Source organism: Stenotrophomonas maltophilia (assembly GCF_001676385.1).
In the GTDB taxonomy this organism is placed as follows: Bacteria; Pseudomonadota; Gammaproteobacteria; order Xanthomonadales; family Xanthomonadaceae; genus Stenotrophomonas; species Stenotrophomonas maltophilia_J.
Genome location: NZ_LYVJ01000002.1, coordinates 361,358 through 375,133, shown reverse-complemented (window position 1 = coordinate 375,133; position 13,776 = coordinate 361,358). Strand labels below are relative to the sequence as shown.

Sequence of the window (13,776 nt, the reverse complement as noted above, 5' to 3'; positions counted from 1 at the left end):
GTCGCCGGGCAATTTCATTTCCGGCGCCGGATCTTGCCGCGGCCACTACGGGCTGATGGTGTACGGTGGCCGCTCCACAAGGACAGGACACCCGCTGGATGGCTCCGCATCGCCGCACGCCCCTGATCATCGCCCTTGCGCTGGCCCTGCCGTTGCCGCTGCTGGCGCGCGCTGAGGCTCCGGATCCTGCCAGGCTGGCCGCTGCTGCGGCGGGAGCAGGAGCGGCAAAAGTACGGGGGCCGACCGACCTGAAGCCCGGCGAATACCTGTGGCATCCGGAAATCTCGCCGACCGGCCCGATCGTGCTGGTGGTCAGCCTCGATGAGCAGCGCGCCTACGTCTACCGCAACGGTATCGCCATCGGCCTGACCACGATCAGCTCGGGCAAGGCTGGCCACGAGACGCCGACCGGCGTGTTCACCATCCTGCAGAAGGACAAGGACCACCGCTCCAACCTCTACAACAGCGCGCCGATGCCGTACATGCAGCGCCTGACCTGGGACGGCATCGCCCTGCATGGTGGCAGCCTGCCCGGGCACCCGGCCTCGCATGGCTGCGTGCGCCTGCCGCAGGCCTTCGCGCAGAAGCTGTTCAGCGAAACCCAGCGCGGCGACACCGTGGTCGTGGCCGATGCCAAGAGCGCGCCGATGACCCTGGCCTATCCCGCCGTGCTGGCGCCGGTAAACGCGCGCGGCCAGGCCCTGCCGGAGACAGCGGGTGGCGCGTCGGCGCAGGCCTGGTGGAACGACGGGGCGGCCCCGGCCGGGCAGGTCGGCATCCTGGTCAGCCTGCACGACCAGCGCCTGTACGTGCTGCGCGATGGCGTGATGATCGGCGAATCGCCGCTGAAGGCCGACGCGCTGCCGGCGTTCCAGGGCACCACCCTGTTCGTGATGGGGCAGGGCTACAGCGATACGCCCAGCCCGCTCGATGTGAACCAGCGGCTGCACCAGTGGACGGCCTATCCGCTGCTGGGCCAGGACCGGGCCCAGGCCACGCCGGACCTGCTGGCCACGCCGTCGCTGCCGATGGCGCTGCCGGCCGATTTTGCCCGCCAGCTGTACAGGGTGCTGGTGCCGGGCACGACCCTGCTGGTGACCTCGCTGCCGGCGGTCCGCCCAAGCCCGGCTGAATCCGGGATGCAGCCGGTCTTGGAATCCGAGCCGCCAGGGCCCACCCTCAAGGACAACTGAGTCCTGCGTTGTGCCCATGACTGCATCCCGCCTGTGCCGGCTGGCCACCTTCGGTCTGCTGGCGATTTCTGCCAGCGCGCCGGCGCTGGCACAGACGCCCGCCCTCGCCACCAGCGCCGATGACCTGGCTGCCGCGCTGTCGCGCAGCGCGCCCAGGGCCGACCGCCACGTGCTGCAGCTGGCGGCGCACGCCATGCGCTGCGCCCTGCAGCGGCCGGAGCTGGGCATCAACGGTGATCGCCTCAGCGTGATCGACTATTCGCGGCCATCGACCGAGCCTCGGCTGTGGGTGTTCGACCTGGCCAAACAGCGCCTGCTGTTCGAGGAATGGGTGGCGCATGGCCGCAACAGCGGCGAGAACCGCACCGAGCACTTCTCCAACCGCGATGGCAGTTACATGTCCAGCCTCGGTGCGTTCACCGCGCAGGAGACCTACATGGGCGGCAACGGTTATTCGCTGCGCCTGGCCGGGCTGGAGCCGGGCTTCAACGACCGCGCGCGCGAACGCGCGATCGTCATCCACGGCGCGCCGTACGTGAACCCGGCCACCGCACAACTGCAGGGGCGGCTCGGCCGCAGCCTGGGCTGCCCCGCGGTGCGCCTGTCGGTGGCCAGGCCGCTGATCGACGCGTTGCGTGGTGGCACGATGGTGTTCGCCTATTACCCTGACCAGGACTGGCTGAAGCACTCGCGGCTGCTGGGCGGTGAGTGCAGCGGCCAGGGCACGCTCGCTACGCGCTGATGCATGACGGCGCGCGGCATGATGCAATGCGCCGATGAACATCGACTCCCTGCTGCACACCCCGAGCCAGGTGATTTCCAGCCTGGACTATCGCCGCGAACGTTGGCGCAACGGCCTGGGCTGGACCCGTGAGATCCTGCGCCTGCCGGCACAAGGCGATGACTGGGCGCTGCGCCTGTCGGTGGCCGAGATCGAGCAGGACGCCGCGTTTTCCGCCTTCCCCGGTGTGGAGCGTGAACTGGTGCTGCTGCGCGGCAACGGCGTGCGCCTGCGCTTCGAAGATGGCCGCGTGGCCGAGGTCCTGCCGCCACACGGGCGCGTGCGCTTCGCCGGCGAGGAAACGCTGCACGGCGAACTGGTCGATGGCACCACCCACGACTTCAACCTGATGTGGAAGCGCGGGTTGTTGCAGGCCGAACTGCTGCATCGGCCACTGGTCGGCTCGATGTTCTTCTTCTGCGAACCGGGCGTGGCCTGGGCGCTGCATCTGCTGGCCGGTCATGCCGACTTCGGCGCCGACAGCACCCTGCCGGCGCTGCAGGCTGGCGATACCGCATGGTTGTCGGCCCGTGAGCGGCGACGGCATGCGCTGCAGGGCGGCGGTGAGTTGTTGGCGATCCGGGTGAGCGCGGCGAAGGGATGATCCCCTGGCGGCGGGCACGATGCATGGCGTGGATCTGCTGGAAAGGTGGTTGCCAACATGCGTGGACACGCGATCCCGTAGAGCCGGGTCCATGCTCGGCTGCGGTGCCGTCAGCCGAGCACGGGTGCGGCTCTACATCGCCTAATACACATCACGCCGGTAACGGCCGGCCAGCAGCAACGCTTCCTTGCCCGCCGCACCCAGGACCTGCTCGATCACCGCGTCCACTGCCGGGGCCATGCCCTGCAGGCTGCCGCAGACCAGGATCGTCGCACCTTCATCGACCCATTGCCGCAGCGTTGCCGCTTCGGCCAGCAGGCGGTCCTGCACGTAGCGATGTGCGCCACCGTCGCGGCTGAACACCGCATCCAGGCGCGCCAGCGTGCCGTCGGCCAGCATCGCCTGCAGCTCTTCGCCGAAGTGGAAGTCGTGCGCAGCGGTGCGCTCGCCGAACAGCAGCCAGGTGCGGTGCGCGCCTGAGTGTGCGCGCTCGCGCAAGTGCGCACGCAGGCCGGCAATACCGGTGCCGTTGCCGATCAGCAGCAGCGGCACATCGGCGGCCACGCCATGGAAATTATCGTTGCGGCGCAGGCGCAGCTGCACCGTTTCCCCGACGACCGCGTGATCGCACAGCCAGCCGCTGCCGATGCCTGGCGTGCCGTCGGCGCGCAGTTGCCGACGCAGCAGCAGCTCCACCGCACCGTCGGCCATTACCGAGGCGATCGAGTACTCGCGATGCGGCAGTGGCTGCAGGGTCGCGAGCAACGCCGGCAGATCATCCGGCGGGACCCGCGAAGGCAGGTGCGAGCGTTCGACGCGGGCCAGCAGCGTCTGCCCGTCGTCCAGCACCGTGTCCGCATCGAAACCCTGCGCATCCAGCCAGGCGCGCGCGCTGTGACGGGCATGCTGCGGGCCGATCTCGGCAATGTCGCCGGCCTGCCACTGCGCAGTGGCGGCGGGAGGCGGCTGCAGGCGCAGCCAGTACACCGGGCCACCCGGGCTGCCCGGGTTCAGATGCTCGCGCCGCAGCAGCGTCCACGGCTGGTACTCGGCCGGGGTCCAGTCGGGCAGTTCGCTGGCGTCCGCGCCGAGTTGTCCCAGCAACTGTTGCCAATGACGCAGGGCCCCCGGATCGGCGTTGTCGACCTCGATCGCATCGAACAGCGGATGCGCACCGTGCTGGCGGAGCCACTGGTCGAGCTGGTGGCCGAATCCGCAGAAGTGGCCATAGCTGCGGTCACCCAGCGCCAGCACGGCGTAGTGCAGGTGCTGCAGCGACGGCGGCGTGGCCATCACGCCGCGCAGGAAGGGCAGGGCGTGGTCGGGTGGATCGCCCTCACCGGTGGTGCTGGCGATGAACAGCGCGCGCTGGCTGCCGGCCAGCAGCGCTGCATCCACCTCATGCAGTCCGCGCACGCGCGCCGGGAGCCCCGCGCCGCGCAGGACTTCGGCGCTGCGTTCGGCGAGTTCGCGAGCGAAACCGGTCTGGCTGGACCAGGCCAGCAGGATCGGCACGGTATCGCCGGATGCGGCATCGTTGCGCGGGCGTCCTCGCCACCACAGTGCAGCGCAGGCCAGCGCGTACAGTACCGTGGCGAGCACCGCGATCTGCGAGTGCCGCGCCGGTGGCGCGCCCTGCCACCAGGCTTCGCCGAGGTGCAGGCGCAGCAGCGCCCAGCCGATCAGCGCCAGCAGGAGCAGCACCAGGGTGTTGCCGAGCCAGGCGCGCGACGGCCGAGTGCTCATGCGTCCTGCTCGTCGAGCAGGCGCTGGAAGGCGCTGCTGAGAAATTCCTGCGGGCCGTCTGCGGCGCGCTGCAGATAGCGCGCGGCCAAGCCTTCGCGTTCGGCCAGCGCCATGCCCTGCTCGCGACCGAGTACGGTCAGCGCAGTGGCCCAGGCATCGGCGTGCATCGCGTCGTCGGCTACCACGGTGACCGCTGCGGCAACCTGCCGTACCGGTCTGCCGGTACGCGGGTCGAGACTGTGGCTGTAGGCCTCGCCATCGGCCTGGTACTGGTGCCAGCGATCGCCGGAGGTGGCCACCGCCTTGCCGTCCAGCGCCAGCACCCGTGGCGGAGCATCGGTTTGCGCGTCTTCTTCCGGCGCGGATTCCACCAGTACGCGCCACGGCTGGCCGTCCGGTTTGCGGCCGTAGCCGGCCAGTTCACCGCCGACCTCAATCAGCGCTGCGGCAACGCCTTGTCCACGCAGCCACGCGGTGACGTGATCGACGCCGAAGCCCTTGGCGATGGCAGAAAGATCCAGTTCCAGCCCGCCCGGTTGCAGCAGCGCATCGTCCTGCCACTGCAGGCGCTGCCAGCCGCACCGTTCGCGGGTGGCCTGCAGGAGGCCGGCATCGGGCTGGCGGCGTTTACCGGCATGGGCACCGAAGCCCCACAGTGCAACCAGCGGACCCACGGTGGGATCGAACGCGCCGTTGCTGGTGGCGGCGATCGCCTGCGCACAGGCCAGGACGTGGCGCGTTTCGGCGGGCAGCGCGCACCACTGGCCGGCCTCGGCGCGGTTGTAGCGGCTGATGTCCGAGCCGCACTCCCAGGTGCTCATCTGCGCGACCACCTCATCCAGCCGCGCCTGGATGCCAGCATGCAACGGGTGCAGGTCGCGCTGGCACGGGGCGACCAGCGACACGCTCCAGGTGGTGCCCATGGTGGTGCCACCGAGGCGGGCGATGTCGAGCAGGGGATCGGTCATGGTGGTGTGCTGCGGGCACGATGCCGGGTGCCCGGCATCGCGCTCCAGGCCATTACTGCGGCAGTACCTCCAGCGTGGCGACGTAGCTCAGGCGGCGCTTGGCGGCCTGCTTCACCGAAGTCTTGCTGTCCTCGGTGCCGGTTTCCAGCCAGTACATGCCGGCTTCCGGCCAGGTCACCCTGATTTCGCCCTTGGCATCGCTGGTGACCTTCAGCTCGTCCTGCGCGTTGCGGTAGCGGGTGGCGCCACGCACGATCTCGAATTCCAGGCCTGCGGTCGGCTTGCCGTCGACCAGCACGCGGAACGTCGCTTCCTCGCCAGCGAACAGATCGTTCGGATGGCCGACGGCCACCAGCTCGATGCCACGGTTGGTCGGCTTCAGTGCGGTGTCGTTCGGCGCGCCGTTGGTGACGAAGGTCTCCACACGGCCGACCGACTGGCTTACTTCCAGCTTCTTCGCGTCCTTGGGCAGTTCACCGAAGGTGGCGGCGCTGCCGCGCCAGCGCTTGCGCTCGCCGTTCTGTTCGTAGGTGGCGAACAGGCCGTCATTGACCGACGCGATGCGGTAGGTGCCCGGCTGCTTCAGTTCGATGTCGAACACGCTGCGGTACTTGCCGGTGGACGCGTTCTGCGGCTGCACGCTGCTGCCGTCCGGCGCGGTGATCACCAGCGATTCCAGGCGCAGCGGCACGTGGTTGAAGTAGAACAGGTCGTTGGAGACCGCACCATCGACGGTGATCCACGGTGCATTGCCGGCGATCACGGTCTGCGAGGGCAGCAGCCAGGCCTTGTGGGCCAGGGCGGAGAAGGGAAGGGCAACGGCCAGGGCGGCGGCGAGGACAAGCGTGCGCTTCATGCGGAAGACTCCAGTGGATGCGGGGTGATGCGGCAAGGAGAAGGGGATTACGACTTAATCCCCTCCGTCCCCTTTTCAGGGTTTGACGGCGAGGGTGACCTGGCCCAGTTCGGTGCTGCCCTGCGCCTTGCCGCTCTGCGCGGCGGTGGCCGGCCAGGTGAAGGGGATCTTCAGCAGTTCACGGCCGCCAACTTCGCGCACTGCTTCCACTACCAGGGTGTAGTTGCCCGGGGCCAGCTGTTTCAGCGCCGGCTGCCTGTCGTTGAACGACAGCGCGTGCCGGCCGGCGGGTCGGGTCGGGCCGGTCACGCCGTCCACCGGTACCTGCAGGGTGCGGCCGCTCTTGCGCCACCACTGGCGCAGGTCGGGCAACCACTTGGTGCCGTGGCCTTCGCTGTTGCCGGTCTGCTGGTACCAGACCGACAGGTTGGCCGCGACTTTCTGGTCGGCGCCTTCCAGCCATACCGCCACATACGGGCGGTGGTATTCGGCCACGCGGAGCGTGGGCACTTCGACGTTGATGTCCAGGGTGGCGGCGTAGGCCGGCGAGGTGGCCAGCAGCCCGCTGAGGGCGATGGTCAGGGTGACGCGCATGGGGCGGCTCCGGGAATGGGGAAGGTCAGTGGATCAGCAGCAGGGCGACCAGCAGTGGAATCATCAGGCCGAGGCCGACCAGCGGCCAGGTCATACGCCGCTGCCGCGCATGCAGGTGCAACAGGAACAGGCCGGTGATGCAGAACACCAGGCAGGCCACGGCGAACAGGTCCAGGAACCAACCCCACGCCGGACCGGCGTTGCGGCCCTTATGCAGGTCGTTGAGGTAGGACACCGCGCCGCGCGATGTCGATTCGTATTCCACGGCGCCGGTCTGGCGATCAATGCTCAACCAGGCGTCGCCGCCGGGCCGCGGCAGCGACAGGTAGATCTCGTCAGCCGACCACTCGGCCGGGCGCCCGCCGATGGCAATACCCAACTGCGCATCCAGCCATTGCCGGGCGGGGCGCGGGATTGGAGCGTTGCCGTCCTCACGCGGGCCGAGTTGGCCAAGCAGCGCGGCGGGCAGTTCCACGTGCTGGTTGTGCACCTCTGGCTTGGCCTCGATCTTCGCCGCATGGTTGAGGGTCAGGCCGGTGACCGCAAACAACAGCATGCCGACCAGGCACACCGCCGAGCTGATCCAGTGCCACTGGTGCAGCGTGCGCAGCCAGAAGCCGCGGCTTTGTTGCTGCTGCACGGTGGAAGGGGCAGGGCGGGTCACGGCAGGGTAAGGGGTGGCCAGGGATTGCTCATTACATCATTGATGAGAATAGCTCGCAATTGCGTTGCTCGGTTCCGTGTTCCTCCAGCGGGGAGCCTGTGCCGGTCGAGGTCGGTGTCTGCCGGGGCAGCGGGCGCTCAGACCTCGCTCCAGCGCCGCAGCAGGTTGTGGTACACGCCGGTCAGCTGCAGCACTGCTTCGGCGTCGCCGCCGGTCTGTCGCAGGCGCTCGATCGAGCCGTCCATTTCCCACAGCAGGCGGCGCTGCACATCGTCGCGGACCATGCTCTGCACCCAGAAGAACGATGCCACGCGCGCACCGCGGGTAACCGGCCGGACCTGGTGCAGGCTGCTGGACGGATACACGATCAGGTCGCCGGCCGGCAGCTTCACTTCGTGCTCGCCGTAGGTATCGCTGATGATCAGCTCACCGCCTTCGTACTCGTCCGGCGCCGACAGGAACAGCGTGCAGGAAATGTCCGAACGCAGCTGTTCGCCGTTGGCCAGGTTCATCACCGCGCCGTCGACGTGGAAGCCGTAGGTGCCACCACCGCTGTAGCGGTTGAAGCGCGGCGGCAGGTATTTCAGCGGCAGCGCGGCGCTGAAGAACAGCGGGTGCCGGGCCAGTGCGACGAGGATGATCTCGCCGAGCTCGCGGCGCAGCGGCGACGCTTCGGGCAGCTGCTGGTTGTGCTTGGCCTGCGCGCCCAGATGGCCGACGGTCTCGCGGCCATCGGTCCAGTCGGCGGCATCCAGCCGGCGGCGGAACTCGGCGACCTGCCCGGTGCTGAGGATGTCGGGGATGTGCAGCAGCATGCAGGACTCCTCAGAGGGAAGGCGGTGCGACCAGGGCGCGCACCTGCGGATGCGGGGACGCGGCCAGCTCCGGCACGATGTGCGCCATGAACGCCGGGCTGCCGTGGGCCAGTGCAAGCCGCAGCCAGTGCACGGCCTGTTCGATCTGGCCGGCCTGCAGCAGGATCGAGGCGTAGTTGGCCTGGCCGCGGAAATCACCGGCTTCGGCCGCGCGCTGGTACCAGGCCAGGGCCGCCTGGGGGTCTGGTGCGGTGTCCAGGCCGTCTTCGAGGTGGCGGGCCAGCAGGTTCATCGATTTGGCGTGGCCCAGGTGCGCGGCACGGGTATACAGGGCCAGTGCCTGTGCGCGGTCCTGCGTCACGCCGCGGCCGGTGGCCAGCAGGTTGGCCAGGTTGTACAGGCCCCAGTCCAGCCCGGTGTCGGCGGCGCGCCGGTACCACACCGCCGCCAGTGCCGGATCGGGCGCAGTGCCCCGGCCCAGTTCATGGCAGCGGCCAAGCATGTTCATCGCCATCGGGGCGCCATTGTTGGCGGCGGTTTCGTACCAGAGCAGGGCCGCCGAGGCGTCCGGCGTGGTGCCTTTGCCTTCCATGTGCATCTGCGCAAGCAGCAGTTGTGCTTCGACCTGCCCGGCCTGCGCGGCATCGCGCACATTTGCGAAGGCCGCCTCTGGATCGTGCAGCAGCAGCTCGGCCAGGGCATCGCTGTCGATGGAGGTACGGGTCGCCATGGGGTGAGTATCGCCGGAAACAAGAACGGCGGCAGGAGCGCCTGCCGCCGTGGTGGAGCGGAGTTACATCAGAACTTCACGTTCAGTGCCAGGGTGGCCGAGCGACCCGGGGCGATGCTCGCGTAGTGCGAGGCATAAGCCTTGGTGAAGTAGGTCTTGTCGGTCAGGTTCTGCACGTTGAGCTGCAGGCTGATGTTGTCCTGGAGCGCGTAGCTGGCCATGGCGTCGAAGCGGGTGTAGCTGGCGATCCACTTGGTGTTGGCGACGTCACCGTACTGCTTGTCCGAGTAGAACGCACCGGCGCCCACGGTCAGGCCGATCGGGAAGCGGTAGGTGGTCCACAGGTTGGCGCTGTGCTTGGCGGTGTTCGGGAACACGTTGCCGTTGTACGGCGAGGGCACGTAGACGTTGGAGGGGCAGGTGCGGCCCACCGGTGCGCCACAGACGAAGCCGTTGTCCTTCAGCTCGGAATCGAGGTAGGTGTAGCCGCCATACAGGCTCCAGGCATCGGTCAGTTGGCCGTTGAAGCCCAGCTCGAAACCGTTGATCTCTTTCTTGCCGGCGTTCTGGCTGGTGCCATTGTCGACGGTCACGCGCGCGTTGTTCATCACGGTGTGGAAGATCGCCGCAGTGAGATTCAGGCGCTGGTCGAACAGGTCCCACTTGGTGCCCAGCTCGAGGTTCTTCGTATCCTGCGGCTTGAGGTCGGCCACGGCGGCACTGAGGCCGTCCGAACCGTCACCGCCGTCCATGCCCGGCGGGGTCGAGGAGGTACCCCAGGACAGGTAGATGCTGCCGTTGGCGACCGGCTTGAACACGACGCCGGCCTGGTAGTTCAGGAAGTCGTTGTCGTTGCGCACGCGGGTCGGTGCCTTGCCGGCCACCGGTGTGGTCAGGGTGGTGCGGAAGTCGTCGTAACGCAGGCCGAGGTTGACCATCCACTGCTCATTGAGCTCGATCGTGTCGAACACGTAGGCCGAGGTGGTCCTGGTGCGCTGTTCGACGTCCAGTGCCTTGTCGCTGCGGTACACCGAATGGGTGGCCGCCCACGGATCGCGCGGGTCGGGATTGGCGAAGTCGGTGCAGTTGTAACCGGTGGCCGCGCCGGTGGTCGGGCACTTGTTGTTGCCGGTCAGCGGATTGCTGGTGCCCGGAGTCATCAGGTAGCTGCCGCGGGTCATCTTCTCGTCGCTGTATTCCACGCCCGCGCTGTAGCTGTGCTTGAGCGCACCGGTCTGGAAGGCGCCGGTCAGGCCCAGTTGGTCGGCGAAGCTCTTGACGTCGACGGCGCGGCTGTTGGTACGGCGCCACAAGGTGCCGTAGTTGTTCGGGTTGCCCTGGCTGTCGTCTGGCTGGGTCCACAGGTAATCGTTGCTGGTGTTGCCCAGGCGCGCGATGTTGCGCAGCTTGTGGCCGCCAAAGTCGTAGCTGGCATCCAGGGTGCTGATGTCGGCGCGGGTGCGCTGGAAGTCACGGTCGACCAGCCCGTAGTAGTTGTTGCGGTCCGGCACCATCGGGCGGCCGTCGACCCACTTCGAGGCCGGCGCTCCGTTCGGGTTGCCGTACGGGAAACCACCGGCGTCCGGCAGGTCATCGCTCTGCATGTGGTAGTGGCTGGCGATCAGCTGCGCCGGGCCGTTCAGGCCGAACGCGATCGACGGTGCGATGCCCCAGCGGCTGACATTGGCGGCGTCGCGGCCGGCGATGTCGGATTCGTGCTTCATCAGGTTCAGGCGGGCGGCGATGCCATCGCCCAGCACGTAGTTGGCATCTACCGTGCCGCGCGCGTAGCTGTCGGTACCGAGGCCCATGCTGGCGTGGGTCTCGTTCTTCAGCTTCGGCGTCTTGCTCACCAGGTTCAGGCTGCCGCCACCGGAATCACGGCCGCCGTAGGCCGAGCTCGGGCCCTTGACCACTTCCACCTGCTCCAGATCGAACACTTCGCGGGTCTGCGAACCGACATCGCGCAGGCCATCGACGAAGACGTTGCTCTGTGAATCGAAGCCGCGGATGAAGGGCCGGTCACCGGTCGGGTTGCCGCCTTCGCCGGCACCGAAGGTGATGCCCGGCACCATGCGCAGTGCATCCTGCAGGTTGGTTGCACCGGTTTCGGTGATCAGCCTTTCCGGCACGATCGACACCGACTTCGGGGTGTCCAGCAGTTCGGCGGTGAACTTCGGCGAGGACGGATTGAACCAACTGCCGCGCACCTGCACCTTGTCCAGCTCGGTGGCGTTGCGGGAACCGGCGTCGGCGCCGTCGGCAGCCTGCGCGGCCAGCGGCGCGAAGCCGGCGGCCAGGGTGGCGGTGGCGAGCAGGGAAACGCGCGGGGCGTACTTGCGGGACGTGATGTAGGTCATGGCGTGGGCGGTAGTGGCCTGGATTGGAAAAGGGCGAGGACGAGCCCGAGCGGGTGGGCGTGCGTCGACAGGCGGGAAATGGTTCTGCAGGGCCGAGCCACGCTCGGCGGGCAGTAAACGCAATCAGGCGCACGGCAACGGCCGCAGGGCGCCTCAGCTGGCGTGCGGTGCGGGCGGCGCGTGGCTGGGATTCAACCGCAGCGCGGGATCGTGCAACTGCCAGCGCAACGCCTCGGAGCGCCACAGCGGGATATGTGCGATCAGGGGCGCGCGCAGGGGGGGCAGTCCGGCGCAGGGCGAGCTGCCCCCGCCATCCAGGGGCGGCTCCGGTGCCGGAGCGGCGTGCTGCGGGCATACGTCTGCCGGCGGTGCAGGAGGCAGCGGCGCGGCCTGGTGAAGACCGTCAGCGTTCACCTGCCAGCCGTGGGCGGAGAGTTCGTCTCCACGTCCTTCGTGCAGTGCCGACCAGCCCAGCAGCAGCGTCAGCAGCACGGCCACGGCCAGCGGCCACCCCTGGCGGGCGAGCTGGCACAACGTGGTGGTGGGCGCGGGCGAAGCCATGACGCAGGGGCAGGGTCGTTACGAAGATGTTACGTAGAATAACATCAACGATAATGATTCGCATATGCGCAATCGAGCCGGCGGTCCCTGTGGCCCGGCAGGGCCTTGGGAGGCCCTTCAGCAGGTTTCAGTAGATCTACCCCATGGGTGGACGCTCTTCACGCAGGATCGCCCTCAATCCCGGTCGTCGCGCGTCCAGACGGCGTCGTGTTCGCGTTTCACCGGGAACTTGGGTACCGGGGTATAGGCCGGGGCGCACAGGGCGCGGCCATCGCGCACATCGAAGCGCGCACCGTGCAGCACGCATTCCACGCTGCCTTCGGTGGTGTTGAACTCGCCTGAAGACAGCTCGAACTCTTCATGCGTGCACTGGTCTTCCAGGGCGTACAGCTCACCGTCCAGGTTGAACACCACGATCGGCGTGCCGGTCACTTCGTCGAACACGCTCTTCATTTCGCCCGGCAACAGCTCGTTGCCGGTACAGACGAAGGTCCAGGTTTCGCTCACGCGACCGCTCCGGCCAGCGGCTTTTCCAGGATCTCGAAGCGCAGGTCGTCGCGCTTGGGAATGCCGAAACGCTCGTCGCCGTAAGGGAACGGCTTCTTGATGCCGGTGCGCTGGTAGCCGCGGCGCTCGTAGAAGGCGATCAGCTCGTCGCGCACGTCAATCACCGTCATCTGCATCACCGGCACCTTCCATTCGCGTGCGGCGTGCGCTTCGGCCGCGTCCATCAGCTGCTTGCCGACGCCGCCGCCCTGCTGCGCCGGGTCGACCGAAAACATGCCGAAGTAGCCCTTGCCGTCGACGTCGGCGACGTGGGCGCAGGCGACCAGGCGGCCCTCCCGCTCGGCCAGCAGGATGGTGGAACGCGGACGGTCGAGGTCGGCCTGTAGGCCTTCGGCGTCGATGCGGGCGCCATCCAGCAGGTCGGCTTCGGTGGTCCAGCCAGCGCGGCTGGCGTCGCCGCGGTAGGCCGAGGTGACCAGGGCGATCAGGGCGGGGATGTCGGCCGGCGTGGCGGCGCGGAAGGTGAGGGTGCTCATGGGGACATTCTAGGTGGGGTGGCGGCGGGCGCAAATGGGGGAGTGGGGTCAGATCCCTTTCGCAACGCGAAAGGGATCTGACTCCGGTATCTACTGACTCAACGGCAGGCCATGGACCGACTGGCACGGGCCCGGAATCGGCGGATGCTCGGGGTCAGATCCCTTTGCGCAGCGAAGGGCCCTGACCCCCTGCTACCAGGAGCAGCCCATGCCAAGGCCACGGCGCATCGATGCGCCCGGATATCCGCAACATGTCGTCCAGCGCGGCAACAATCGTCAGCCCGTGTTCTTTGCGGATGGCGACCGCGTCGCCTACCTGCGCCTGCTGTGTCATCACGCAGGTCAGCAGCAGTGCCGGGTCCACGCCTATGTGCTGATGGACAATCACATCCACCTGCTGGCGACGCCCGATGTGTCCGGCGGCTTGTCTCGGATGATGCAGGCGGTAAACCGGGCCTACGTGCGCCGAGTGAACGATCGACAGGGCCGCACGGGAACCCTGTGGGAAGGGCGTTTCCATTCAACGCTGGTCGGCACTGATCGGTATCTGCTTGCCTGCCAGCGCTACATCGAACTCAACCCGGTCCGTGCGGGAACAGTGGCGCGCCCAGGGGACTATCGCTGGTCGAGCTATCGGGCCAATGCGTGTGGCAAACCCAATGCGCTGCTGGAGCCGCATTCGGCATTTGAGCTGATGGCTTCTGATGCGGATGAACGGTGCAGGCGCTATGTGGAGTTCATCAAGGAGGGCATTCCTGCCGCAGATCTGGCGGCGATCCGGCGAGCATTGCAGTCGCAACGGCGGTTGCTGGGAATGCTGATGGGGTCAGAGCCCTTTCGCATCGCGAAAGGGATCTGACC

The 13,776-nt window shown here is 68.0% G+C and carries 15 protein-coding genes; 4 read left to right on the top strand and 11 right to left on the bottom strand.

Annotated elements, in window-relative coordinates:
• The first annotated feature begins 98 nt into the window (after positions 1-98).
• The 3 genes from A9K58_RS04030 to A9K58_RS04020 are packed head-to-tail and all read left to right on the top strand — an operon-like array spanning position 99 to position 2,578.
• On the top strand, positions 99-1,193 hold the full coding sequence (locus tag A9K58_RS04030) for a L,D-transpeptidase (protein ID WP_065198106.1): 1,095 nt from the start codon (positions 99-101) through the stop codon (positions 1,191-1,193).
• 16 nt (positions 1,194-1,209) lie between these two features.
• The gene (locus tag A9K58_RS04025) at positions 1,210-1,935 is read left to right on the top strand and encodes a murein L,D-transpeptidase catalytic domain family protein (RefSeq protein WP_065198105.1); all 726 of its coding nucleotides are present in this window, start codon (positions 1,210-1,212) and stop codon (positions 1,933-1,935) included.
• Positions 1,936-1,969: 34 nt separating this feature from the next.
• Complete coding sequence (locus tag A9K58_RS04020; RefSeq protein ID WP_065198104.1) at positions 1,970-2,578, top strand: HutD/Ves family protein; 609 nt, start codon at positions 1,970-1,972, stop codon at positions 2,576-2,578.
• 141 nt (positions 2,579-2,719) lie between these two features.
• Here the strand turns inward: A9K58_RS04020 and A9K58_RS04015 are convergent, their stop codons facing one another.
• From A9K58_RS04015 to A9K58_RS03965, 11 genes are all read right to left on the bottom strand, one after another.
• Positions 2,720-4,324: a sulfite reductase subunit alpha gene (locus tag A9K58_RS04015; protein ID WP_065198103.1), complete on the bottom strand. Its 1,605-nt coding sequence runs from the start codon at positions 4,322-4,324 to the stop codon at positions 2,720-2,722.
• Positions 4,321-5,292 (bottom strand): FAD:protein FMN transferase, encoded by a 972-nt coding sequence (locus A9K58_RS04010; protein ID WP_065198102.1) that lies wholly within the window; start codon positions 5,290-5,292, stop codon positions 4,321-4,323. Before A9K58_RS04010 ends, A9K58_RS04015 begins: the two co-directional genes overlap by 4 nt.
• A gap of 52 nt (positions 5,293-5,344) precedes the next feature.
• A complete protein-coding gene (locus A9K58_RS04005; protein WP_065198101.1) occupies positions 5,345-6,148 on the bottom strand; it encodes a DUF4198 domain-containing protein in 804 nt (267 codons plus the stop codon).
• Between the two features lie 75 nt (positions 6,149-6,223).
• On the bottom strand, positions 6,224-6,742 hold the full coding sequence (locus A9K58_RS04000; RefSeq protein ID WP_065198100.1) for a DUF2271 domain-containing protein: 519 nt from the start codon (positions 6,740-6,742) through the stop codon (positions 6,224-6,226).
• Positions 6,743-6,767: 25 nt separating this feature from the next.
• Positions 6,768-7,406 (bottom strand): PepSY-associated TM helix domain-containing protein, encoded by a 639-nt coding sequence (locus A9K58_RS03995; protein WP_065198099.1) that lies wholly within the window; start codon positions 7,404-7,406, stop codon positions 6,768-6,770.
• Positions 7,407-7,543: 137 nt separating this feature from the next.
• Entirely contained in the window at positions 7,544-8,221 is a 678-nt protein-coding gene (locus A9K58_RS03990) for a Fe2+-dependent dioxygenase (protein ID WP_065198098.1), read from the bottom strand.
• 10 nt (positions 8,222-8,231) lie between these two features.
• On the bottom strand, positions 8,232-8,951 hold the full coding sequence (locus A9K58_RS03985; RefSeq protein ID WP_065198097.1) for a tetratricopeptide repeat protein: 720 nt from the start codon (positions 8,949-8,951) through the stop codon (positions 8,232-8,234).
• 68 nt (positions 8,952-9,019) lie between these two features.
• A complete protein-coding gene (locus tag A9K58_RS03980) occupies positions 9,020-11,311 on the bottom strand; it encodes a TonB-dependent receptor (protein ID WP_065198096.1) in 2,292 nt (763 codons plus the stop codon).
• Positions 11,312-11,464: 153 nt separating this feature from the next.
• Positions 11,465-11,872, bottom strand: a complete 408-nt coding sequence (locus tag A9K58_RS03975) for a hypothetical protein (RefSeq protein ID WP_065198095.1) — start codon at positions 11,870-11,872, stop codon at positions 11,465-11,467.
• Positions 11,873-12,046: 174 nt separating this feature from the next.
• Entirely contained in the window at positions 12,047-12,379 is a 333-nt protein-coding gene (locus A9K58_RS03970) for a non-heme iron oxygenase ferredoxin subunit (protein ID WP_065198094.1), read from the bottom strand.
• The gene (locus A9K58_RS03965; protein ID WP_065198093.1) at positions 12,376-12,915 is read right to left on the bottom strand and encodes a GNAT family N-acetyltransferase; all 540 of its coding nucleotides are present in this window, start codon (positions 12,913-12,915) and stop codon (positions 12,376-12,378) included. The genes A9K58_RS03970 and A9K58_RS03965 overlap by 4 nt, the downstream gene beginning before the upstream one ends.
• 208 nt (positions 12,916-13,123) lie before the next feature.
• On the opposite strand from A9K58_RS03965, the gene A9K58_RS03960 reads away from it, so the two are divergent.
• Complete coding sequence (locus A9K58_RS03960) at positions 13,124-13,774, top strand: transposase (RefSeq protein ID WP_065198092.1); 651 nt, start codon at positions 13,124-13,126, stop codon at positions 13,772-13,774.
• Positions 13,775-13,776: the final 2 nt, after the last annotated feature.